26 protein-coding genes are annotated in these 22766 nt (G+C 62.5%); 13 read left to right on the top strand and 13 right to left on the bottom strand.

The window, feature by feature from the left end; genetic code table 11:
• Positions 1–85: 85 nt before the first annotated feature.
• Both CLV89_RS06385 and CLV89_RS06380 read left to right on the top strand, forming a co-directional pair.
• Positions 86–1369, top strand: coding sequence for a lipoprotein-releasing ABC transporter permease subunit (locus CLV89_RS06385; protein ID WP_106162819.1), 1284 nt, complete (start codon positions 86–88; stop codon positions 1367–1369).
• Positions 1362–2045: an ABC transporter ATP-binding protein gene (locus tag CLV89_RS06380; RefSeq protein WP_106162818.1), complete on the top strand. Its 684-nt coding sequence runs from the start codon at positions 1362–1364 to the stop codon at positions 2043–2045. The genes CLV89_RS06385 and CLV89_RS06380 overlap by 8 nt, the downstream gene beginning before the upstream one ends.
• Before the next feature lie 31 nt (positions 2046–2076).
• Here CLV89_RS06380 and CLV89_RS06375 read toward each other — a convergent pair whose 3' ends face one another.
• From CLV89_RS06375 to CLV89_RS06350, 6 genes are all read right to left on the bottom strand, one after another.
• Positions 2077–2514 (bottom strand): DMT family transporter, encoded by a 438-nt coding sequence (locus tag CLV89_RS06375; protein WP_106162817.1) that lies wholly within the window; start codon positions 2512–2514, stop codon positions 2077–2079.
• Positions 2515–2644: 130 nt separating this feature from the next.
• Positions 2645–3328, bottom strand: a complete 684-nt coding sequence (locus CLV89_RS06370; RefSeq protein ID WP_106162816.1) for a hypothetical protein — start codon at positions 3326–3328, stop codon at positions 2645–2647.
• Complete coding sequence (locus CLV89_RS06365) at positions 3321–3614, bottom strand: hypothetical protein (RefSeq protein ID WP_106162815.1); 294 nt, start codon at positions 3612–3614, stop codon at positions 3321–3323. Before CLV89_RS06365 ends, CLV89_RS06370 begins: the two co-directional genes overlap by 8 nt.
• Positions 3615–4328: 714 nt before the next feature.
• Positions 4329–5279, bottom strand: a complete 951-nt coding sequence (locus CLV89_RS06360; protein ID WP_106162814.1) for a DUF4238 domain-containing protein — start codon at positions 5277–5279, stop codon at positions 4329–4331.
• Positions 5276–7234, bottom strand: coding sequence for a DNA topoisomerase IV subunit B (parE, locus tag CLV89_RS06355; RefSeq protein ID WP_106162813.1), 1959 nt, complete (start codon positions 7232–7234; stop codon positions 5276–5278). The genes CLV89_RS06360 and parE overlap by 4 nt, the downstream gene beginning before the upstream one ends.
• Positions 7235–7360: 126 nt before the next feature.
• On the bottom strand, positions 7361–7969 hold the full coding sequence (locus CLV89_RS06350; protein ID WP_133166705.1) for a hypothetical protein: 609 nt from the start codon (positions 7967–7969) through the stop codon (positions 7361–7363).
• Between the two features lie 112 nt (positions 7970–8081).
• Here CLV89_RS06350 and CLV89_RS06345 point away from each other — a divergent pair, with 112 nt between their 5' ends.
• The 5 genes from CLV89_RS06345 (at position 8082) to CLV89_RS06325 (ending at position 13563) form a co-directional block, all read left to right on the top strand.
• Entirely contained in the window at positions 8082–9497 is a 1416-nt protein-coding gene (locus CLV89_RS06345; protein WP_106162811.1) for a pyridoxal phosphate-dependent decarboxylase family protein, read from the top strand.
• Positions 9498–9574: 77 nt separating this feature from the next.
• Complete coding sequence (locus CLV89_RS06340; RefSeq protein ID WP_106162810.1) at positions 9575–10183, top strand: peroxidase-related enzyme; 609 nt, start codon at positions 9575–9577, stop codon at positions 10181–10183.
• A 97-nt stretch (positions 10184–10280) separates the two neighbouring features.
• Complete coding sequence (locus CLV89_RS06335; protein ID WP_106162809.1) at positions 10281–10919, top strand: DUF1007 family protein; 639 nt, start codon at positions 10281–10283, stop codon at positions 10917–10919.
• A gap of 1 nt (position 10920) precedes the next feature.
• Positions 10921–11988 (top strand): nickel/cobalt transporter, encoded by a 1068-nt coding sequence (locus CLV89_RS06330; RefSeq protein ID WP_106162808.1) that lies wholly within the window; start codon positions 10921–10923, stop codon positions 11986–11988.
• A 159-nt stretch (positions 11989–12147) separates the two neighbouring features.
• On the top strand, positions 12148–13563 hold the full coding sequence (locus tag CLV89_RS06325; RefSeq protein ID WP_106162807.1) for an MATE family efflux transporter: 1416 nt from the start codon (positions 12148–12150) through the stop codon (positions 13561–13563).
• A gap of 74 nt (positions 13564–13637) precedes the next feature.
• On the opposite strand, the gene CLV89_RS06320 is transcribed toward CLV89_RS06325, so the two are convergent.
• Together CLV89_RS06320 and CLV89_RS06315 are read right to left on the bottom strand one after the other, a co-directional pair.
• The gene (locus CLV89_RS06320) at positions 13638–14054 is read right to left on the bottom strand and encodes a hypothetical protein (protein WP_106162806.1); all 417 of its coding nucleotides are present in this window, start codon (positions 14052–14054) and stop codon (positions 13638–13640) included.
• A gap of 247 nt (positions 14055–14301) precedes the next feature.
• Entirely contained in the window at positions 14302–15504 is a 1203-nt protein-coding gene (locus CLV89_RS06315; protein WP_106163096.1) for a pyridoxal phosphate-dependent aminotransferase, read from the bottom strand.
• Between the two features lie 84 nt (positions 15505–15588).
• Here CLV89_RS06315 and CLV89_RS06310 point away from each other — a divergent pair, with 84 nt between their 5' ends.
• The 3 genes from CLV89_RS06310 (at position 15589) to CLV89_RS06300 (ending at position 16839) form a co-directional block, all read left to right on the top strand.
• Positions 15589–15990: a helix-turn-helix domain-containing protein gene (locus CLV89_RS06310; RefSeq protein ID WP_106162805.1), complete on the top strand. Its 402-nt coding sequence runs from the start codon at positions 15589–15591 to the stop codon at positions 15988–15990.
• Entirely contained in the window at positions 15987–16262 is a 276-nt protein-coding gene (locus tag CLV89_RS06305; RefSeq protein WP_106162804.1) for a succinate dehydrogenase assembly factor 2, read from the top strand. Before CLV89_RS06310 ends, CLV89_RS06305 begins: the two co-directional genes overlap by 4 nt.
• 79 nt (positions 16263–16341) lie before the next feature.
• Positions 16342–16839, top strand: coding sequence for a MarR family winged helix-turn-helix transcriptional regulator (locus tag CLV89_RS06300; RefSeq protein ID WP_207796894.1), 498 nt, complete (start codon positions 16342–16344; stop codon positions 16837–16839).
• A gap of 872 nt (positions 16840–17711) precedes the next feature.
• Here CLV89_RS06300 and CLV89_RS06295 read toward each other — a convergent pair.
• Positions 17712–18140, bottom strand: a complete 429-nt coding sequence (locus CLV89_RS06295) for a VOC family protein (protein ID WP_106162803.1) — start codon at positions 18138–18140, stop codon at positions 17712–17714.
• Positions 18141–18287: 147 nt separating this feature from the next.
• Between CLV89_RS06295 and CLV89_RS06290 the strand changes: the two genes are divergently transcribed.
• Complete coding sequence (locus CLV89_RS06290) at positions 18288–19121, top strand: thymidylate synthase (protein ID WP_106162802.1); 834 nt, start codon at positions 18288–18290, stop codon at positions 19119–19121.
• Positions 19122–19148: 27 nt separating this feature from the next.
• Entirely contained in the window at positions 19149–19631 is a 483-nt protein-coding gene (locus CLV89_RS06285; RefSeq protein WP_106162801.1) for a dihydrofolate reductase, read from the top strand.
• 99 nt (positions 19632–19730) lie between these two features.
• Here the strand turns inward: CLV89_RS06285 and CLV89_RS06280 are convergent, their stop codons facing one another.
• On the bottom strand, positions 19731–19937 hold the full coding sequence (locus tag CLV89_RS06280) for a cold-shock protein (protein WP_106162800.1): 207 nt from the start codon (positions 19935–19937) through the stop codon (positions 19731–19733).
• A 223-nt stretch (positions 19938–20160) separates the two neighbouring features.
• On the opposite strand from CLV89_RS06280, the gene CLV89_RS06275 reads away from it, so the two are divergent.
• A complete protein-coding gene (locus CLV89_RS06275) occupies positions 20161–20478 on the top strand; it encodes an ArsC/Spx/MgsR family protein (RefSeq protein WP_106163094.1) in 318 nt (105 codons plus the stop codon).
• 81 nt (positions 20479–20559) lie between these two features.
• Here the strand turns inward: CLV89_RS06275 and CLV89_RS06270 are convergent, their stop codons facing one another.
• From CLV89_RS06270 to bufB, 3 genes are read right to left on the bottom strand one after another with little or no spacing between them, the layout of a single operon-like run.
• Positions 20560–21123, bottom strand: a complete 564-nt coding sequence (locus tag CLV89_RS06270) for a DoxX family protein (protein ID WP_106162799.1) — start codon at positions 21121–21123, stop codon at positions 20560–20562.
• An 8-nt stretch (positions 21124–21131) separates the two neighbouring features.
• Positions 21132–21878: an HvfC/BufC N-terminal domain-containing protein gene (locus CLV89_RS06265; RefSeq protein ID WP_106162798.1), complete on the bottom strand. Its 747-nt coding sequence runs from the start codon at positions 21876–21878 to the stop codon at positions 21132–21134.
• On the bottom strand, positions 21878–22750 hold the full coding sequence (gene bufB / locus CLV89_RS06260) for an MNIO family bufferin maturase (protein ID WP_106162797.1): 873 nt from the start codon (positions 22748–22750) through the stop codon (positions 21878–21880). The genes CLV89_RS06265 and bufB overlap by 1 nt, the downstream gene beginning before the upstream one ends.
• Positions 22751–22766 lie beyond the last annotated feature (16 nt).

Here is a 22766-nt window from a genome sequence, read left to right as displayed (position 1 = left end):
TGCCTGCGTGCGCCCCTAGGGTCTGCGCGACGCGCGCTCCCGACGGTCGGAGCCGGATCTGCACCACATAAGGAAGACAGCCTAAATGGCCGCACCTGCGCCTTTTTCCCGTTTCGAATGGATGATTGCCTGGCGCTATCTGCGCGCCCGCCGCAGCGAGGGCGGTGTCTCGGTGATGACCTGGATCTCACTGATCGGTATCACGCTGGCGGTCTTTGCGCTGATTGCCACGCTTGCGGTGCGGTCGGGGTTCCGGTCGGAATTCGTCGGCACCATTCTTGGCGCCAATGCCCATGCCACCGTCTATGCGCATGGTGAGGTCACGGCAGCCGGCACGCTGGACCGGCGCATAACCGATTTTGCCGCGCTGGCGGATGCAGTGGGCGAGGTGCCCGGAGTGTTGCAGGCGGCGCCCCTGATCAAGGGCCAGGTGATGGCCAGCCGCGGGGATCGCAATGCCGGGGTGCAGGTCTATGGCATCCACGCCGCAGATCTCGCCGAGATCCCGGGTGTTGCGCAGAGCGAAGAATCCTATGGCGATCTTGGTCGCTTTGACGAGGGGATTGCGATCGGTTCCGGTGTGGCGCGCAGCTTGGGGCTGAGCATTGGCGACAAGGTCAAGTTGATCTCTCCCAACGGGGTCAAAACCGCCTTTGGCACCTCGCCACGCGTCAACGCCTATGAGGTGGTCTATGTCTTCACCGCCGGGCGCTATGACATCGACAACACCCGCGCCTATCTGCCCTTTGCCGAGGCGCAGAGCTATTTCAACCGCGAAGGGGCGGCGGATGAGATCGAGGTGATGGTCGCCGACCCGGAGGCCGTCGATCAGTATATCCTGCCACTGCTGCAGGCGGCGGGGCAGAGCTATGGCGTCTGGAGCTGGCGCGACAGTTCAGGGGGCTTTCTGCGGGCGCTGGAGGTCGAGGACAACGTGATGTTCGTGATCCTGTCGATCCTGGTGCTGATCGCGACGATGAACATCGTTTCCGGCCTCATCATGCTGGTGAAGAACAAGGGCCGCGACATCGGCATCCTGCGCACCATCGGCCTCAGCGAAGGGTCGGTCATGCGGGTGTTCTTCATCTGTGGCTCGATCACCGGGGTGATCGGCACGCTGCTGGGGGTGATCCTTGGCTGCCTGTTCGCGATCTATATCGATCCGATTTTCTCCTTCGTGAACTATGCCATGGGCGGCGGAGTCTGGGATCCCTCGATCCGCGGCATCTATGCGCTGCCTGCGGAGTTGCAGATGGGCGATGTGCTGTCGGCGGTGGGCCTGTCGCTGGGCCTGTCCTTTGTCGTGACCATATTTCCGGCCCGTCGCGCGGCGCGGATGAACCCGGTGGAGGCACTGCGCTATGAGTGAGATCACGTTGCAGATCGACGGGCTGACCAAGACTTATCTGCCCGGCACCCCGGGCGAGGTGCAGGTGCTGCGCGGCGCGGATCTGACCCTGCGTGCGGGCGAAGTGGTGGCGCTGGTGGCGCCTTCGGGGGCTGGCAAGTCAACGCTGTTGCAGATCGCAGGCCTGCTGGATGTGGCGGATGCGGGCACCGTCGAGATCGGCGGGCAGGATATGGCGGGCGCCAGTGATCGCAAGCGTACGCGGGTGCGGCGGCAGGACGTGGGGTTTGTCTACCAGTTCCACCATCTGCTGCCGGAGTTCACGGCGCTGGAAAACCTCGTGCTGCCACAGCTGGCCAATGGCGTCTCCCAACGCGCGGCAGAGGCGCGCGGCGCCGAGCTGCTGGCGCTTGTGGGACTGTCGGACCGCGCCGCGCATCGACCCGCAGCGCTTTCCGGGGGCGAGCAACAGCGGGTGGCAGTCTGCCGGGCGCTGGCCAACAGCCCGCGTATCCTGCTGGCGGATGAGCCGACCGGGAACCTTGATCCGGCGACCTCGGATCAGGTGTTTGATGTGCTGATGCGGCTGGTATCTGAGACCGGCCTGTCGGCACTGATCGCCACCCATAATCTGGAGCTGGCTGCGCGTATGGACCGGATGCTGCGGCTGGAAGAAGGCGTGCTGCGCGCGGGGTGATGCACGCTGATTTCAGCAGGCAAAGCGGGGGTCAGGCGGCGATCTGGGTGATCCAGACGCCGGCCGCCATCACCGAAATACCCAGCGCCCGCATCCAGGTCAGCGGGCTGATCTGTGCGCCAAAGAGGCCAAAATGGTCGATGGCGGCGGCGGACAACAGCTGCCCCAACAGCACGAAGAACACCGCGTTGCCAACCCCGAAATGGGGCGCCACATGGGTGATGGAGAGCACGTAGAAGGCCACCAGAATCCCACCCAGCAGCAGGTGTTTCGGGGCGACCACAACCTGTGTCAGGGTTTTTGGCCCCACCAGCAGATAGAATGCGATCGCCGCGACAAAGGCCACCGCAAAAAGCACCACGCAGGCCGCGCCCGGCGCGCCGAGGAACTGCCCCAATCGCGCGTTGAGCGCAGCCAGCACCGGAATGCCGACACCGGCCGCCAGCATGATCAGCGCATACTGGGTCATTTCGCTTGTCCTCCCCATGATCGCTCCACCTGCGATTGCGTGTCGGGGCAGAATGCGGCGCTGGCAAACAGGGGGCAAGCGCTATCCGTGCGCCCGCGTATTTCTACGCAACGCTCCTCTGGGCGGGGGATCAATCGCAGATCTTGTCGAGTTTGGCACCCTTCCAGGGCAACAGCACGTCGCTTTCGCGGCTGTGCGGCAGGTCGGAGACGGGCATCACCTCGGCGAGCATCTCATGCAGGCGTTGGGTGCGCGGGGCATTGGGGGCGAGGGCGCGGCAGCAGACGTATTCCTCCACGATGGTGCCCTGCTGTTCGTAGCCATAAGCGAGGAACTCCGCCGGGCCATCAAGGTCAAACAGATAGGGATCGGGCGAGGCGCTATGTTCGCCAAGCGCCTTCAGCGGCGTGTAGCCGGTGAGGGCGCGGTTCTGCCATTGCCAGACATGGGTGGCCTCATGCGCCAGGAGCATCGCCTCCACCAGATGCAGCGTTTGCGGATAGTCAGGCGTGTAGTCCGGGGCAAACCATTCGCGGGTGAAGAAGATACGGTTGAACAGCGCCACCGCAGCGGGAGAGGCGGTGACCAGCTCGCCGGCGGGGCGCGGTGGCAGGATGCGTTCACGGCAGGTGGTGCGGGGGCGTTGTGGGCGGCGGAAGGTGACCGCGCGCAGTGGCGCGCCCTCGACCAGACGCAGGCGGGCGTAATCCAGACTGTCGCCATGGATGGTGCCGAGGAACAAGCGTTCCCGCTCGGTGGGGCTGCGGCCGCAGGCGGCCAGCAGGATCAGAATGAGGAGGAGCGCCCTAGACACTGAACGCCCGCACCCGGCTGCCCCGATGAAGCGACTGGTCCGATTGCGCCGCCCAGCTGGCGCAGGCGTCCTGCAGTATCTGCATCGGCTCTTTTATGGCGGCGGGCGGATCGGTGACTTGCCGATCGCAACCCGCGTTGACGGCACAGAGGGACACAACCGGCCGCCAGCGGTCCTTGGGCCGGGCGGTGATCTGCGACATGGGCTGTGCCAGTCTGCCCTTGAGCACGGCGGGGTCGCAATGGCGGGCGACCGGGATGGCAAAGATCTCGTCGAAATGGCGCATGGGTGGCGTCCTCAGCCGGGCAGGTCGAATATGGGGTCTCTTGGGGTGATCTTAGCGCGTGCGGGGGCGTAGCTCCACGATGGATTTGACCCGTCGGACCAGCAGCGGCTGGGCGGGGAGGTGAGGAAGGCCAGACGTGCAGATGCCCCTCTCCGCCCTCTGTCTGGCGGGAAGGTGAGGCACGGCGGCCTGCTGGGATCAATCTGTTTTGTCACTGCCTTACAAGGCGTTGTGGCAAAGAGCGTGATAAATGGCGGCGCCGCCACGAGGGTTTGAAGTCCCCGGGGAAGCGGAGAGATGGCGCAGGTTTCCCCGCGTCTGGCCGGATCCCCTGCACCCGATGAAGGGGTGGTCTCTGGGGCCCTGTTCTCCTGGTGGGCGGCGGGATGTCAGCCCGCGCCCGATGTCGCGACGCCGTTGAGTATGGCATCCGGGGGTAAAGGGCGCGCGTGCTGGCCGTGCGCCGGGGGTGCAACGCCGGTGGCCGCGGCGCTTGGGGCGTCCGGGGAGCCTCCGGCGGGGATATTTGAGAGAAGATGAATGTGAGGGCTGGACGGGCGGAGCCCTGCGCAACCGACGGTGCAAATCAAGGAGCGGCGTTGGCGGGATTTTTCCTGGGACGTGGCGCGCAGCGGCACGGCCCGCGCCTGACCTTCCCCCCGGGAAGGCGCTTCACGCCTCCCCAAGGTCAGGCGCGGGCGTTGTGTTGCGGGATTACTTCCAGTGTTCGGAAGTTACATATAAAGCGGCTTTCGCCAACTGATTGTACATCTCAAGCAAAGTGGAAACACTAGCAGTTTTCTTGGCAATAGACGACATGGTTCTTTTTAAACTCGTCTCGGAAGGAGCGACAATACTTCGCTCCGCATTTATGGCGCTTACAGCGTTCAGCCGTTTTACCAATGCGATAGAATTAGAAATCTGACTAGGCCTATCGTTCATTAACTTGTCAAGAGGCGGGCGTTCAGTGTCGCCGAATAGAAGGATGTCTTTCGCCATTGGAAAGAAACACAGAACTCTTGACCCTTCAAATGGCAACCCGGTCTGTACTTTTCCGTTTTGTCTCTTGACCGAAAAATATATCACTGGGTTGTCGGAGGTTACCAATGGCATGGGAGAACAGAGGCGTATAGGTCTGTACCAAAGTCCCTTTAGCGCGTTGCTCACTCCATCCACAATGTGTTTGGTAGAATGTAGTCCAATTTTTGTCTTCGCATCTACATCACCTGCTCGTGCTCGCCGAAGAAGTTCGATTCCTACATTCTCTACCTGCAATACCTTCAGAAGGCGCTCGTCGTCAGGAGTGAGCTGTAGTAGCAAATCGGTCATGAATCTTCGAACTAATGGAGAACGTGCCGCTTGAAATTGCATGAAGGCGATAGCATAGCCTATTCGCTTGCTAGTCTGGAAACCTGATCGAAATTGGGTGATGATTTGGGCGTATTCAGTTTCCAGCGTTGAAAAGAACGTTTCCATCGACGCCTTGTCAAAGCTGCCATCCGGCAAAAGTGCGGTGTTGAAGCCTGTACGTACAGTGGAGTTTTTGGGTTGAGTGGGGAATTGCTTCCCCTCCTCTTTGTCATGAACCCAGACGCACTTGCCTTCTGCAATAAATTGTTTTTGGTAGGTTTCCGCTAAAATGTGATGGCGATCAGGAACGCTCAAACATCCAGCTCCTCCACGAACTTGGCGTTTTCCTGAATATACTGGTAGCGCAGCTCGGGTTTCTTGCCCATCAGTCGCTCGACCAGATCTCCGGTCTCGCCGGGTTCGTCCTCGTCGATGGTGACCCGGATCAATTTCCGGGTCTTGGGGTCCATGGTGGTCTCTTTCAGGTCCTTGGCGTCCATCTCGCCGAGACCCTTGAAGCGGCTCACGTCGATCTTGCCCTTGCCGCCGAGGCCTTTCTCCAGCCACATGTCGCGCTCGGCCTCGTCGAGGCAATAGACGCGCTTGGCCCCTTGGGTCAGGCGGAACAGGGGCGGGCAGGCCAGATAGAGGTGGCCGCCGTCGATCAGCGGGCGCATCTGGGTGAAGAAGAAGGTCATCAGGAGGGACGCGATATGGGCGCCGTCGACATCCGCATCGGTCATGATGATGATCTTGTCATAGCGAAGGTCATCGAGGCTGAACTTGGTGCCCAAGCCAACGCCAAGCGCTTCGCAGAGATCGCGGATCTCGGCGTTTGAGGTCAGCTTGCCGGAGGCGGCGCCCAGCACATTGAGGATCTTGCCCTTCAGGGGCAGGAGCGCCTGATATTCGCGGTAGCGTGCGCCCTTGCCGGAGCCCCCCGCAGAGTCACCCTCGACGATGAACAGCTCGGTGCCGGAGCGGTCCTTGGAGGTGCAATCGGTGAGCTTGCCGGGCAGGCGCAGCTTCTTGGTGGCCGATTTGCGCTGGGTCTCCTTCTCCTGCTTGCGGCGCAGGCGTTCCTCGGCGCGCAGCACCAGGAAATCGAGGATGGCACCGGCGGATTTGGTGTCGGCGGCGAGCCAGTTGTCAAAGTGATCGCGCACCGAGTTTTCCACCATCTTGGCGGCGATCTCGGTGGAGAGGCGATCCTTGGTCTGGCCGACAAAGGCCGGGTCGGCGATGAAGCAGGAGACCAGCGCGCAGCCGCCCGCCATCAGATCCTCGCGGGTGATGCTGGCGGCCTTCTTGTTGCCGACCAGCTCGCCATAAGCCTTGATGCCCTTGAGCATTGCGGCCCAGAAGCCGGCGACATGGGTGCCGCCTTCGGGGGTGGGGACGGTGTTACAGTAGGACTGGGTGAAGCCATCCCGCGAGGGGGTCCAGTTGATCGCCCATTCCACGTAGCCGGGCGCGTTGAACTTCTCGCGGAACTCCACCTTCCCGGCGAAGGGCGCATCGGCGTAGACGGAGGATTTGCCCAGCACCTCGGTCAGATAATCCTTGAGGCCGCCGGGGAAGTGGAAGGTGGCCTCGGTCGGGGTCTCACCGTCGTCGATGGCGGATTTCCAGCGGATCTCGACACCGGAGAACAGATAGGCCTTGGAGCGCACCAGGGTGAACAGGCGCTTGGGTTTGAAACGGTGAGAGCCGAAGATCTGCTCGTCGGCGTGGAAGGTCACGGTGGTGCCGCGCCGGTTGGGGGCGGCGCCGATCTTTTCCACCGGCCCCTGCGGCACACCGCGCGAGAACCGCTGTTCAAAAAGTTCCTTGTTCTTGGCGACCTGCACCACCAGCAGATCCGACAGGGCGTTGACCACCGAGGAGCCGACCCCGTGCAGACCGCCGGAGGTCTGATAGGCCTTGCCGGAGAATTTGCCGCCCGCGTGCAGGGTACAGAGGATCACCTCCAACGCCGATTTGTCCGGGAACTTCGGGTGCGGATCGATCGGGATGCCGCGGCCATTGTCGCGCACGGTGAGCGAGTAGTCGGCGTTCAGCTCCACCTCGATGCGGTTGGCGTGACCGGCGACGGCCTCGTCCATGGAGTTGTCGAGGATTTCCGCCACCATATGGTGCAGCGCCCGTTCGTCGGTGCCGCCGATATACATGCCGGGGCGTTGACGCACGGGTTCCAGGCCTTCGAGGACTTCGATGGAGGAGGCGTCATAGGTGTCGGACGAGGACGGGCTCAGGAGATCGTCGGCCATATGCGGATCACTGCTCTTATCGTTGGGTTTGGTTGGTGGCTATTATGGCGTATGTGATCGGGCGGGGGAAGGGGCGTGACGCGCCTGTGGATAAGGGCGCGTCCCGCGTGTCGACGCCCCGCCCGGTCAGCGTTTGGCGGCGGCCGTACGGGTGGCCTGCCGTAGATCCTGCGCAACAGCTGTGGGGGTGAGGGTAAAGACGTCCTGCCCACCGTAACTGCCGTGCGCAACCAGAAAGAAGCCGGAGATCCGCTGAACCCAGCGCCCCACGCCGCCGCTGGAAGATGGGGGGATTTGGACGTCGGCACCCGGTATGGTCTGGTCCAGGGCCAAGTCTAAGGCGAACAAGACCGCGGAGGGCTGCTGTGCGCCGGTCCCTGTGATGCAGGTGTGGTTCGGCTCGAGAGACCAGAACACGTAGGAACTCGCGTCCGCGGCCGCGCTCATACCAGCGGGCGGATCCGTGTCGCAGGCCGGTGTGCGGCGTGGTGACAGCTCGTTGACGTAGACAGAGAGGTCCAGAAAGACCGGGTTGTTTCCCTGCTGGGCCAGAAAATCACGCAGCGCGGTGTTGTCGCCGTCGCTGAGCTGGCTGGCATCGGTGCTGGCGGTGCCGTCGAAATAGGCCAATGTCGGCGCCGGACTGAGCCGATCCCAAAAGTAGCCGATGCCGGTTGCAATGCCCAAGAGCGCCGCAACCAGAGCGGTGATACGCTCGACGCGTCCAATGGCCACGATCAAACCTCCCTTTGCCGATTTTGGGTGCAGCCTGAGTTGACCCTGCGCGGGGGGCTGCTCAATGTGCTGTTCAAACAGTCGCAGCTTAGCAAACGGGGGACATAGGTCCATGGGCAAGAACGGTATATTGGACCCCGACGACTGGGGCGCGTTTCGCGTGGAGGCGCGGCGGATGCTGGATGCGGCGATCAGCCAGATGCAGGTGGCGCGCGACCGGCCCTGGCAGCCGGTGCCGGAGGATCTGGAGGCGCGCTATGCCATCGGGCAGGCGGATCAGGGCGACCTGGTGGCGCGGCTGGTCGAGGAGGTGCTGCCGCATCATGGCGGCAATATCCATCCGCGGTTCTGGGGCTGGGTGCAGGGCACTGGGCTGGCCTCTGATCTGATCGCGGGCATGGCGGCGGCGGCGGTGAATGCCAATTGCGGCGGTCGCGACCATGGCGCCAACCAGATGGAACGCGCGGTGATCGACTGGACGCGGCAGGCCATGGGCTTTGCCGAAGGTGCAAGCGGCGTTTTTACCTCCGGCACGTCGCAGGCCACGGTGCTGGCGTTTCAGGCGGCGCGGGTGCGGGCGGTGCCGGATCTGCGGCAGTCGGGGCAGGGGGATCGGCGACTGACGGCCTATGCGGGGGCAGGCGTGCACAATGCCACGCTGAAGGCGCTGGAGCTGCTGGGTATTGGATCGCAGAACCTGCGCCGGGTGCCACTGCGCGACGGGCCAATGGATCCGCAGGCGCTGCGGGCCATGCTGGCCGAGGATCGGGCGGCGGGCGCGATGCCGTTCCTGAACGTGGGCACGGCGGGATCGGTGGATCTCGGGCTGTTTGACGACCTCAATGCGCTGGCGGATCTGGCGGTTGCCGAGGGGCTTTGGCTGCATGTCGATGGGGCCTTTGGTGCTTGGACTCGGCTGGCGGAGCCGCCGTGGCGGGGATTGAGTGATGGTATCGAACGGGCCGACAGTTTGGCGTTGGATTTTCACAAATGGATGTATGTGGGCTATGACTGCGGGTTGGTGCTGATGCGGGACGCCGCCGCGCATCGGGCGGCCTTTGCGGCGCGCCCGTCCTATCTGGCGGGGGCCGAGGCGGGGCTTGCCGGGGGTGAGCCATGGTTCTGCGACTACGGTATCGACCTCAGCCGGGGCAATCGCGCGATCAAGGTCTGGTGCGCGCTGGAGATGTTTGGCGCGGCGGCCTTTGCAGCGGCAATCACCGACAATTGCAGGCAGGCGGCGCAGATGGGCGCGCAGGTAGAGGCGCGGGACGGCTTTGCGCTGATGCATCCGGTGGTGTCGAACATCTGCGTCTTCACCGCCGCGGCCGAAGAGACACCGGAGCGCCAGTCGCAGATCAACACGCAGATCGCCATGGCGCTGCAGCTGACCGGGAGCGCGGTCTTTTCCACCACGGATGTGGCGGGAACCACCTGTTTGCGCGCCGCGATCACCAATCACCGGACGCGGGACGAGGATATCACCGCCGCGCTGGATGCGGTGCAGGAGATGCGGTTGCGGGTCTGACCTGCCGCGCGACCGGGAGGCTTTGCTTTGCGCAGGTGGCGGGGTAGCGTGCCTGCATTATATGCTGGAGGTGACGAATGGCCTGGATTGAAACCGTTGCATTTGAAAAGGCGACCGGAAAACTGCGCAAGCTCTATGACCGGGTGGTGGGGCCGGATGGCAATGTCGACAACATCATGATGGCGCATTCCCTGCGTCCGCATTCCATGGAAGGGCATATGGCGCTCTACAAGAATGTGCTGCACCACAGCGGCAATGCGCTGCCCAAGTGGTTTCTCGAAGTGCTGGGGGTCTGGGTGTCGGCTCTCAACGGCTGTGACTATTGCGTGGAGCATCATTTTGCGGGCTTGCAGCGGTTGCTGCAGGATGATGCGCGTGCCGAGGCGATCCGTACTGCCATTGCGGCGCGTGACATCGACAGCCTGCCGCTGCGGGATGCGGACAAGGCCGCGCTGGTCTATGCGCAAAAGCTGACAGAGCGCCCGGCAGAGATGGTCCAGGCTGATATCTGGCCCCTGCGGGACAATGGGCTGTCAGATGGCGAAATCCTCGAGATCAATCAGGTGGTGGCCTATTTCGCCTATGCCAATCGCACGGTGCTGGGGTTGGGCTGCTCGACGCAGGGCGATGTGCTGGGGCTCAGCCCGGGCAACAGCGCCGATCCGCAGGACTGGGGCCATCGGTGAGCCGCGGGCCGGGTGCCGGGCGGAAACTGGCGCAGGATGCGCGCGTGATCTTCAAACCCGCTTGAGCCCTATGGGTGCCTTCAGTAGATGTTATAACATGATCAAGAGATTTGCCCTCTGTATTGCCCTGCTCGCACCTGCGCCGCTTCTGGCGCATCCGCATATCTTTGTGGACACCGGGCTGAAGCTGGAGGTGAACGCCGCCGGAGAGCTGACCGCGGTGGAGGTCACCTGGGCCTATGATGATTTCTATTCGCTGCTGATCTTTGAGGACCTGCTGCTCGACAGTGATTTTGACGGCGCGCTGACGCCGCAGGAGCTGGAGCGGCTGAAAGGCTTTGACATGAACTGGAGCGAGGGGTTCGAGGGCGACCTTTACCTGACCGCCGGGGCGCGCGCTCTGGCGCTGGGCGACCCCGTCCACCTGAGCACCGAGGTGGAGCGTGGCATCATCACCACCCGCCACCGGCGCGAATTGATCGGCGAGACGCCTGTCGCGGCTGGTGGGGTGACGGTGAAACCCTATGATCCGACCTATTACACGGCCTACGACCTGAGCCGCGGGGTGGAGGTGACCGGACCCTGTACCGCCTCGGTCACGCCGCCGGATCTGGACCGGGCCTATACGCTGGTCGAAGAACTTCTCTATGCGATGCCGACGGAGCAGGCCGAGGATGCCTATCCGGAGGTCGGTGCGGCCTTTGCCGCCACCGTCTCGCTGGCGTGTGAGGGCTGAGATGGCGCGGCATTTGCTGACGATCCTTGGCAGCACGCTGCTGCTGGTTGTGCTGCTGGGCGCGGTCTGGCTCTGGGGTTTTGGCGGCGCGGAGCCGTTGCTGCGTGCGGCGGCCGAGGCGCAGCGGGAGGCCCAGAATGCCATGGCGCAGGGGCTGCGGGCGCTGAAGGGCGGCCAGCCCGGTGCCTGGTGGAGCCTGATGGGCGTCTGTTTCGCCTATGGGTTCTTTCACGCAGCCGGTCCGGGGCATGGCAAGCTGGTGATCGGCGGCTACGGGCTGGGGCGGGCTGTCACCCTGTGGCGCCTGTCTGGCCTGGCGGTCGCGTCCTCTCTGGCCCAGGCGGCAAGCGCGGTGATCCTGGTGCTGGCCGGGGTCTGGCTGTTTGACTGGGGGCGAGAGCGGCTGACCGCCACGGCGGAGGATCTGCTGGCGCCGGTCTCCTACGGGTTGATGGCGCTGCTTGGACTGTACCTGCTGCTGCGCGGTCTGCGCAGGGCGCTTCGGCTGCGGTCAACAGGCGGGCGGCATCATCACGCCGACCATGGCCATGTGGCGCCGGGGCATGGCGCCACGGCTGAGGCAGGTCACGCGCATCACCAGACCCATCGTCAATCTAACGACCATCCATCCCATGACCCTCACACGGATGATGGCCATGGTGATGCGGATCATCACCATCATGGACCGGGCGCAGTCTGTGCAAGCTGTGGTCATCGCCACGGACCGACGTTGGAGGAGGCCGCAAATCTCTCCTCCTGGCGGGAAGCCGTGGCGATCATCCTCAGCATCGCGGCACGTCCCTGCACGGGCGCAGTGTTCCTGCTGTTGCTGACCTGGCGGCTGGATGTGCTGTCGGCAGGGGTGGCGGGGACATTCGCGATGGGGGTGGGCACGGCCTGTGTGACCCTTTGTGTTGCGCTTGTTGCGGCGGGTGTGCGCACTGGCGTCCTGGCGCGGGTGCTGGGGCAGGAGGGGACGGGCGGCGCGCGTCTGGCCGCCGCGCTGGAGGTCTGTGCCGGTGGGCTGGTTCTGGTGCTGTGCCTGCAGCTTCTGATGCGCAGTATGTGACGTAGCGTTACACAGCGCATTGGCCGGAGAGGCCGCTATAGGCGGGCTCTCGCCGTTTTCCAACTGCCTATTCCTTGTGCAATTGTATCGGTACGAAAACCTGACTTGTCGATACATCAAACCCGGCCTAAGGGCTTGTGCCACAAGGAGGCCGATCAGATGGCAAATACACCCCCGGTACAGATGAGCTATGGCGGACATGTCCGCGCATTGTCGATCCTTGGCCTGCCGCTGATCGGTGGTCACATCGCGCAGTTTGCCATCGGTCTGACCGATACGGTGATGCTGGGGTGGTATGGTGTTGCCGAACTGGCCGCTGTGACGCTGGCGCAGTCATTCTTTTTCGTGTGGTTCATCCTGGGTGCCGGGTTTGCCTTTGCGGTGATGCCGATGGTGGCCTCGGCGGCCGCTCGGGATGACCATCGCCGCATTCGCCGCTCCACCCGCATGGGGCTGTGGCTGTCGGTGGTCTATGGCGCGCTGTCGATGCCCCTGATGTGGTATTCCGAGGCGATCCTGCTGGCGGCCGGACAGGAACCCCAGGTGGCGGCGGATGCCGGAACCTACCTGCGGATTGCAGGGTGGGGGATCTTCCCGGCGCTTCTGGTGATGGTGTTGAAGTCCTACCTCGCCGGGCTGGAGCGCACGCAGGTGGTGCTGTGGATCACGGTGATGGCTGCGGTGGTCAATGCGGTCGTGAACTATGTGCTGATCTTTGGTCACCTCGGCCTGCCCGAGATGGGCCTGCAAGGCGCGGCGCTGGCCTCCTTGGCGACGCAAAGCGTGTCCCTGCTGGCGGTGGTGTGCTACGCGCTGTGGCGCCTGCCGGAGCATGACCTGCTGCGCAACTTGCAGCGTCCCGACTGGGAAATGATGCGCGAGATCGTGCGTCACGGCCTGCCCATCGGACTGACCACCCTGTGCGAGGTGAGCCTGTTCTCGGCCTCTGCGCTGATGATGGGCTGGCTGGGCACGGTGCCGCTGGCGGCGCATGGGATCGCGGTTTCGGTTGCGGGCCTGACGTTCATGGCGCATCTGGGGCTGTCCAATGCAGCCACCATTCGGGTCGGCAACGCGCTGGGGCGCAGCGACAAGGTGCATATGGTGCGCGGTGCGCTGGTGGTGACGATGGCGTCGCTGCTGATCGCGGTGGCAACGGTGCTGGTGTTCTTTCTTGCTCCGGAGCCGCTGATCCTGCTGTTCCTCGACCCGGACGATCCGCAAAAGCCCGAGATCCTGGCAATCGGTGTCACGCTTCTGGCAATGGCCGGTCTGTTCCAGCTGATGGACGGGATGCAGGCGATCGCGCTGGGGCTGTTGCGCGGCTTGCTGGATACCGGCGTGCCAATGGTGATGGCGGTTCTGAGCTACTGGGCGGTCGGGGTGCCGACCTCCTATATCCTCGGTTTCCGGTTCGAGATGGGAGGCGTCGGTGTCTGGATCGGTCTGATCCTCGGCCTGAGCACCGCGGGCGTTCTGCTGCTGTTGCGGTTCTGGGTGCATGCGCTGAAGCATATGAACATGACACCTCCCGGCGATCTGCCCCCGGACATGACGGCCGGTCCCGCCGCCTGAGGTGGCAGCGGCCCGATTTTCCTATCTCAGGGCAGGGGGGCAGCCGTCGGACCTGACGCAGTGCTGTGACGCGCTCAGCTGTCCTGCCCGTGGTTCTGTGACAGACGGTCGGCTTTTTTGCGTACCAATGTGCTCCGCAGGTCATGCATCGCGAGCAAAAGCCCATCGGTGACCTGCGCTAGCTGATCGTCGCTGGCGCGGGACTGCGCCCATTGTGCCGTCAGGTTCAGGTGATCCACGGTGCGCAGGATGTCGTCGACCTCACGATCCGCGAGCAAGGCTTTGCGCCCTTCCATCCACGCCCGGATGGCGGTGAGATCATCCGCGCTCAGCACCCTGTCGCCATGGGGTTTGATGTCGCCTTTCTTCAGGTTGACCACCGCGATCTGGTTCATCGCAAGCCGCTGGTTGCGGTCTTCGGTGTCGACGCGAAACACCAAGGCGCCATTCTCGCGCACTCGGAAATAGTAGTCGGGTAGGGCGATGCTCATGGAGGAACCTGAAAATACCTGCAATTTTCGAAATCTATCAGGCTGATACGGCGAAGCAAGAGGCGGCGCGATGTTGCGTCAATCTAACCCTGCCAATCACCCGGAGCTGACGTGCTATGGTGGGGCATCCCTCGCGGATGCGGCCCTCTGGCGATCCCGAGATCCGTTGCAATATGCCAAAACGGGGCGCCGCGCTGTTGCACGACGCCCCGGTCATTCCTGTCCGGGTCATTGGGTCCCGCGCGGCTTAGCGCAGCGACGCGCAGAACCGCTGGATGCGAGTGCAGGCTTCTTTGAGCGCCTCATCCGAGGTGGCGTAGCTGACGCGGAAGTTCGGCGACAGGCCAAAGGCCGCGCCAAAGACCACCGCCACATCCGCCTCTTCCAGAAGCGCGGTGGCAAAACTCTCGTCATCGACTATCTTGGTGCCGGCGGGCGTGGTCTTGCCGATCAACCCGGCGATCGACGGATAGACGTAGAAGGCCCCCTCCGGCACCGGGCAGGTCAGCCCGTCGATCTCCGACAGCATCGACACCACGAGATTGCGGCGGCGTACGAAGATCTCGTTATTGGCAGCGAGGAAATCCTGCGGGCCGGTCAGCGCCTCAAGCGCGGCATATTGGCTGACCGAACAGGGGTTCGACGTGGACTGCGACTGCACCTTGCGCATGGCGGCGATCAGCGGCTCGGGGCCGGCGGCATAGCCGATGCGCCAGCCGGTCATCGCATAGGCCTTGGAGACGCCATTGCAGGTCAGCGTGCGGTCATAAAGCGCGGGTTCAACCTGGGCCGGGGTGGCGAATTCAAAACCGTCATAGGCGAGATGTTCGTACATATCATCCGTCATCACCCAGACATGCGGGTGGCGCAGCAGCACATCCGTCAGCGCCTTGAGTTCGCTGCGCGAATAGCCCGCGCCGGTGGGGTTGGACGGCGAGTTGAAGATGAACCATTTGGTCTTGTCGGTGATCGCCGCTTCCAGCTGCTCCGGCGTCAGCTTGAAGTTGGTCTCCAGGCTGGCCTCCACCGCGACCGGCGTGCCGCCCGCAAGCAGCACCATGTCGGGGTAGCTGACCCAATAGGGCGCCGGGATGATCACCTCGTCGCCGGGATTGAGCGTCGCCGTCAGCGCATTATACAGCGTCTGCTTGCCGCCGGAGTTCACCGTGACCTGTGCGGGCGTGTAGTCGAGATCATTGTCGCGCTTGAACTTTTCGCAGATCGCCTGCTTCAGCTCCGGGATGCCGTCGACTGCGGTGTATTTGGTCTTGCCCTCGGCGATGGCGCGCACGGCGGCGTCCTTGATGGACTGCGGCGTGTCGAAATCGGGCTCGCCCGCACCCAGGCCAATCACGTCGCGCCCCGCCGCCTTCAGCTCGCGGGCCTTGTTGGTGACCGCGATGGTCGGCGAAGGCTTCACGCGGGAAAGTGTCGCAGATAGAAAGGACATGTCGGACCTCGGTTTGAATGTCATCTTTAAACCTCATAAGATGAGGCCAAACGGCAATCAAGTCATCCACGAAGGAGAGACCACATGACCGACACCACGACGGACTGGTACGGCCCTGACGCAGCAACGTTTGGTGATCGCGTGGCCGCGGCCCGGGAAAGCTCCGGCATGTCCCAGGGGCAGCTGGCCCGCCGCATGGGGGTGAAGAAATCCACCCTTGCGGGCTGGGAGCAGGATCTGTCCGAGCCGCGGGCCAACAAGCTGTCGATGCTTTCGGGGCTCTTGAATGTCTCCATGAGCTGGTTGCTGACCGGCGAAGGCGATGACCTGTCTGGTCCGACAGAGGACACGATGAGCGAGGACATTTCCGCGATCGCACGCGAATTGCGCAGCCTGCGCGAAGACTTGCGGTCGCAGGCCGAACGGGCGGGGCGCCTGGAAAAATCCCTGCGTCGTCTGGTGGCATCCCAGGAGCCTGCGGAATGATCGAAGCCGAAGCAGGCCAGGAAACGCGGGAGGTCCGCATCAAGCGGCTCTCCATGCGGTCCATGCGCCGTGGGATCAAGGAGATGGACATTCTCCTCTCCGGGTATGCGGCGGCGAATCTGGCTCAGATGAGCGATGAGGGTTTGACGCTCTATGATCGGCTTTTGCGGGAAAATGACCAAGATCTTTACCAATGGGTAACAGGTCAGGTCGCCGCACCGGAGCCGTTTCACGCTTTGATCGATGAAATCTCGAGAACATACGAAAAATAAAAGAGAAATCCAGTTTAACGCATTTTCAGGAAATTGCCGTCATATTCGACGAGAAGCAATTTCGACTCGGAGATGCTGCATGAGTATGGAACGACCAATCAACCAGCTGGATCGGAAAGGATTCATGACTGGTTACCTGGATGCACTTGCACTGGTGGAGCGTCTGCACCGCCTGCTGCTAGATGTAGTCAAGGATGAGTTTGAACGCGTGGGTGTCCTTGACATCAACGCGGTGCAAGCTCTGTTGCTGTTCAACATTGGCGACAATGAGGTGACAGCCGGGGAACTGAAAAGCCGCGGCTATTATCAGGGCAGTAACGTAAGTTACAATCTGAAGAAGCTGGTGGAGATGGGCTATATGCACCATCAGCGCTGCGAAATCGACCGTCGGTCGGTCCGTGTGCGCCTGACCCCCCGCGGCCGGGAAATCCGCGACATTGTTGCGTCGCTGTTCTCTCGTCACGCTGAGGGCCTGGAGACCAAAGGCGTGATCAGCGCCGAAGGGATCGAGGATATCACCGTCTCTCTCAAGCGTATGGAGCGGTACTGGTCAGACCAGATTCGCTACATCTATTAAGAACCGTTTTTCGGGCCCAAGGTCCGTGGAGCATAAAGACAGGAATTGCACGACGTTCGCCTTTTTTGCCTCCTTCGGCTGTGCCGGAGATCACCAGTCAAATCTGACGACCCAGCAACACTGTCAACCCTGTCCAAGCCACCGCAATGCGCGGTCAGGATGATGAGACCGGGGTGGTTGCAGAAGCAACCAAGGCACTGCCGACGCCGGAAAATTCGGCAATCTGTTAGTAGAGTGTACGTAACACGTTGCATCCCATTGGTTCGGGAATGCTGCGACGGTGACCCCATGGGCCACCCGACCAGTTCCGGCCTGCGGATGTAAGATCCATGTTGCGGCGCGTGCCTGTCCTGTCCTAGCAGGAGGCACGTGACGTTTGGGTGATCGACCACGGACCGCTGGTCCTGATTGCTTGCCCGCATGTGCATGATGGCTCTCACCCAGCTCGGCCCAGGTATTTATCTGCGCCGGGCTGGATGTCGTGTGACCGTCCGGTCTGGCGAGAGCGCGGCCCTGTCCGCTGCCGGTTGCTGGAAGCTGCAAGAGCGCATTGGCTGGCGGGGGCGCGTTGCGTTTCGGTCGCGGCGGTTGTGCGGTGCTGCGACGAGCTGTCTTACTGAAACAGTGCTCTGCGTGATCCGATCAGCGCTGTCTGAACACGCTGGTCATGCCGTCTGCCGCAGGTCCATTCTCGGCCGGCCGTGTTTTGTTGGACGGCATCTCTGGCGCGGCCACGGATGCGATCCGGGGTCAGAATGTTCATTTTTGTCAATGATATAAAGCCGAAAACGTGACGCCCGCGACCGGTCCGGGCGCGGGCGTGGCAGGGCATCAAGGGCAGGTCTCACATGACAGGTGTCACATGATGAGGCTTACCAATGGCCGGTGTTTTCCATGCTGGCCCATGGCTCTGCGGCGTCAAGCGCGTCACCGGCCTGCAGCAGCTCGATGGAGATATTGTCGGGCGACCGCACAAAGGCCATGCGCCCATCGCGCGGCGGGCGGTTGATGGTGACGCCATTGTCCATCAGGTGCTGGCAGCTCTCGTAGATATTGTCGACTTCATAGGCGAGATGGCCAAAGTGACGGCTGTCAGAGGGCAACTCGTCGTCGCCGTCCCAGTTCCAGGTCAGCTCGATCGGGGCTTCGTCCTGACCGGGAGGCGCGAGAAAGATCAATGAGAACCGGCCGCCCTCGCTGTCATGGCGGCGGATCTCTTGCAGGCCCAGAAGCGCATAGAACGCCATGGATTTGTCCAGATCCTTCACGCGGACCATCGTGTGCAGATACTTGAGCGGCATTGGAATGTCCTTTTTCAGTTACCGAAACAATTCGGCGTCGCAGGTCAACCTAAGCTCGGTGGCGGGAATGTCGAGAGGGGCAGAGCAAAGCGCTTGGATCTCGGGGTTTGGCGCGCTATCACCGACCGGCAATCAGGAGGTTTTCCCATGCAGCAGTACCACGATGCCTTGCAGCATATCCTCGACCACGGGGTGGAAACCAGTGACCGCACCGGCACCGGCACGCTGTCCTGTTTCGGGATGCAGCAGCGCTACGATCTGGCGGATGGGTTTCCGCTGGTGACCACGAAAAAGCTGCATCTGCGCTCGATCATCCATGAGCTGCTTTGGTTCCTGTCCGGCGATACCAATATCAAGTATCTAAAGGATAATGGTGTCTCAATCTGGAACGAATGGGCGGATGAGAACGGCGACCTAGGTCCCGTCTATGGTCACCAGTGGCGCAGATTTCCGCGGCTGGATCTGGCCGAGGGCACGCTGGGGGATGAGCCGCTTTATCGCGCGGGCACTGTCGATCAGATTGCGGAACTGGTGAAGATGATCGAGACCAGCCCCGACAGTCGCCGCCTGATTGTCAGCGCCTGGAACCCGGGTGACGTGCCGGAGATGGCGCTGCCGCCCTGTCATACTCTGTGGCAAGTGCGGGTGCTGGGCGGCAAGCTGCATCTGCAGCTGTACCAACGCTCGGCGGACATGTTCCTTGGTGTGCCGTTCAATATCGCATCCTACGCGCTGTTGTTGCAGATGCTGGCCCATGTGACCGGATATGAGGCCGGCACCTTCGTGCATACGATGGGGGACGCGCATATTTACTCGAACCACATGGAGCAGGTGCAATTGCAGCTGTCGCGCCAGCCCAAGGTGCTGCCGAAGCTGCGGATCGCGCGGAACGTGACGTCGATCTTTGACTTCAAATACGAGGATTTCGAGGTCGTCGGCTATGACCCGGATCCCACCATCAAGGCGCCCGTTGCGGTTTGACCGCTGGGGGCAAGGACAGGCTTTCCCATGATCACACTCATCGTCGCGCGGGCCCGCAATGGCGCCATCGGCAAGGACAACGACATTCCCTGGCATGCGCCGGAGGACCTGAAGGCGTTTCAGCGTGAGACCTCTGGCGGGGCCATTGTCATGGGCCGCAATACCTGGGACTCTCTGCCGTTCAAGCCGTTGAAAAATCGTCTGAATATTGTCGTATCGTCGAACCCAGACGCGGCAGAGACCGTGGTCTCCTCGATCGCGGAGGCGGTAGCGTTGGCGCGGAGTGAGGGCTATGCTCGGATCTATGGGATCGGTGGTGCCGGGATCTACAAGGGGATGCTGGAGATGGCGGACCGTTTGATGATCACCGAGGTTGATCTGGACATCGCCGAGGCTGATGCCTATTTCCCGACCTTTGACGAGACGGCCTGGCGGGTGGCGGCAAAAATTCCGCTCAGAGATGACGCGCCAGCCTGTGTGCTGACAGAGTACCTGCGGAACCCTGTCTGACGATCAGCACTGATGGTATTTTGATTTTTGAAAGAGTCGCGGCTGCGCCCAAGCCACACACAAGCAGTTCGGGCGCAGCGGTGATTTTGGGGGAAGGGCTCAGAGCAGGCGAATATCGCCGGCCATTTCGCGGCCATCTCGGCCTTCGCTCAGCTCATATCCCACTTTTTGGTTGTCAGCCAGGCCGGTCAGGCCAGAGCGTTCGACGGCGGAAATATGGACAAACACGTCCTTGCCGCCCTCTTCGGGTTCAATAAAACCATAGCCCTTGGTGGTGTTGAACCATTTCACGGTGCCAGTTGGCATGTCCCGTGTCTCCTTCTTACTTGCACTTCACTTTGAGCATGCTCAAAGTACCTTTCGTCCACGCGTGCCGGAGCCGATGGATGGTGTCCGGAACACGATAACCGAAGCCCTTTAATTCAAAAGAGCCAGTTTGAGTGTGGCACGCAGTTTCGAAAAATCAAAGAAAATCGGTGGGGCTCTACCATAAATTGTGTGAAACTTTCATATGCAAGGGGAAGCAGTCGTGAAGCTATATGGGTTGAAGACATGTGATACGTGCCGCAAGGCGCTGAAATCATTGCCGGATGCGGTGTTTGTCGATGTGCGGAAAGACGGTGTTCCAGAGGTGGTTATTGAGCGGGCATATGCTCAATTTCCGGATAAATTCCTCAACACACGTTCAACCACATGGCGAAGTTTGAGTGAAGACGAGCGGACGCGCCCGCCGCTGGAGCTGGTCAAAGAGCATCCAAGCCTGATGAAACGACCGCTGATCGAGACGGGCGATCAGCTTTATCTCGGCTGGACCGCGGATGTAAAATCGGTGCTTGGGGTGGCCTGAAGCTACGCGCTTGATTGAGTGAAAACGGCGCGCGAGGCATGATCCTCGCGCGCCGTGATTTTACGGGGGAACGGTGATGGCTCAGGCGCTGGCATCGTCCTGGCGCCGCCGCAGCAGGGCGTCCACCGAGAGCGCGCCGGCGCCCTTGACCACCAGCACCAGCAGGACAAAGACCCAGAGCAGGCGCTGGTCCATGATGGTGCTGTCGGAGGCGCGGTCGAACCAGGCGCCAAGCGTCTTGGCATCGGTGGCGCCGTGGCCGTAGACGTCCGTGAGCGATTGCATCACCACAAAGCCGATCATGCCCAGCGAAGCGAGACGGGTGGCAAAGCCGATGACGATCAGCAGCGGCAGGATGAATTCGGCGTAGGTGCCCGCCATGACGACGGCCCAGTGGAAGACGCCAAGCTGCGAGACGTCATAGCCCGCGGCCTCCAGCTGTTTCGGGAAAATCTGGCTGTAGGCGCCGATCGAGGGCGAGACAACGCCGAAGAGGCCATCGCCCAGTTTGGTCAGGCCGGAGTTCCAGTAGTAGATCAGCAGCACGGCGGCAAAGGTGAAGCGGGCGAACAGCGGCATCAGCCAATTGCCCGCGCGCTCGATCAGGTCGAATGCGGCGTTATGCAGAGAAATCAGGGCGTTCATATGAAGTCCTATTGCGAGAGGTCGGTGAGGGCCAAGCCCTCGATCAGGAGCGCCAGCGGGGCGCTGAGGTCAAAATCGGGAAAATCACTTGTGACGGCCTCGGTCGCGCTGCCGAGGGTCTCGCCTGCCTGAAGCCTGGCAATCCAGTCCGCACCGCCCGGGGGCAAAGGCTGCGGAATGGGGTCGAATTCGGGTCGGGTAATCAGCACATCCTCGGCGCGGGCAACGGGCTTGGGCGCGTCGGGATGGGTATTATAGGCCCAGATGGCGTGGATCGGCCAGGGCGAGCGCAGCACGGCCATCGCGGGCGCGAAGCTGAGTCGGCTGGCCATGAGTTCGTCGGGCGGCAAAGTGCCGAGGTGCAGCGTGTCGAGGGGCGGTGCATCGGCGGCGTGATAGCTGCGGCGCAGGGCCAGTTCCAGCCGCGCCACATCGCCGAGATAGCCGAGGTGAGAGAGCTGTTCGAGGCCTTCTAGAAAGTCGGGAAAGCCCTCACCATACTGCATCATCAGGGGCGAGGTCGGCGGCTGGGCGCGCAGATAGAGGGCGGCCAGCCCGTCCATATTTTCCGGCCCCAGCAGCTTTGTGATGACGGGGAAGCCCTGATGCAGTGCTTCGGTCAGGGAGACGGCGACATTGTTGCGATAGACGCTGAAGCGCCGCCCAGCGGGCTGATCGGCGCCATCCAGCAGCCCCTCGGGCACCGGCAGGCGTGCGTCCAGAATGGCGCGGGTGAATTGATCCTCGCGCGACATCAGGCGGCCATTTTTACGGCGTTCAGCGCAGCGGCGGCGCGGGCGGCCTCGGCCTCCAGTACCACCCAGTCGGGCACATCGGTGTCCCATTCCACCAGCGTCGGTTTGGGGCCGGAGCGGGCCAGCGTGTAGTCCAGCAGCGCCCAGACCGGGTCCACCACCGCGGCGCCGTGGCTGTCGATCAAGAGCGGGGAGCCGTGGTCATCCTCGTCCTCGTCATGGCCGCCAAGATGGATTTCTCCTACCAGATCAAGCGGGTAGGCGTCGATGTAGTCCTGCGGGCGATAGCCGAGGTTGGTGGCGGAAACAAAGACGTTGTTGACGTCCAGCAGCAATCCGCAGCCAGTGCGTTTGGCAATCTCGTGCAGAAAGGCGGGTTCCTCCCAAGTGCTCTCGGCAAAGGCGAGGTAGCTGGAGGGGTTTTCCAGCAGCATCTGGCGACCCAGCAGGCCCTGCACCTGATCGATGTGATCGCAGACACGGGCCAGCGTAGCGTTGGTATAAGGCAGCGGCAGCAGGTCGTTGTAGAAATGGCTGTCGTGGGTGGACCACGCGAGATGTTCGGAAAAGCTCGCGGGATTCAGCCAATCCGTGAGGTGCTTGAGACGGGCGAGGTGATCTGGATCCAGCGGGCTTGCGCCGCCGATCGACAGGCCGACGCCATGCACTGAAATGGCGAAGCGTTGCGACAGATGGCGCAGCTGCGCCAGCGGGCGGCCGCCATCGCCCATGTAGTTCTCGGCGTGGATTTCCAGCCATTCGACCGATCCGGCATCCTCCAGAATATGCTGGAAATGCTGGGGCTTGTAGCCGACGCCGGGCGCATGTGGCAGCGCGTCTGGGCGCGGGGAGCGGTCGGGGCGGGTGAGCATGGCGCATCTCTTTCTG

It is taken from the genome of Tritonibacter scottomollicae, from assembly GCF_003003215.1.
Taxonomy (GTDB): Bacteria; Pseudomonadota; Alphaproteobacteria; order Rhodobacterales; family Rhodobacteraceae; genus Epibacterium; species Epibacterium scottomollicae.
The sequence above is the reverse complement of the archived record's forward strand: the minus strand, read 5'-3'. Positions and strand labels throughout refer to the sequence as shown.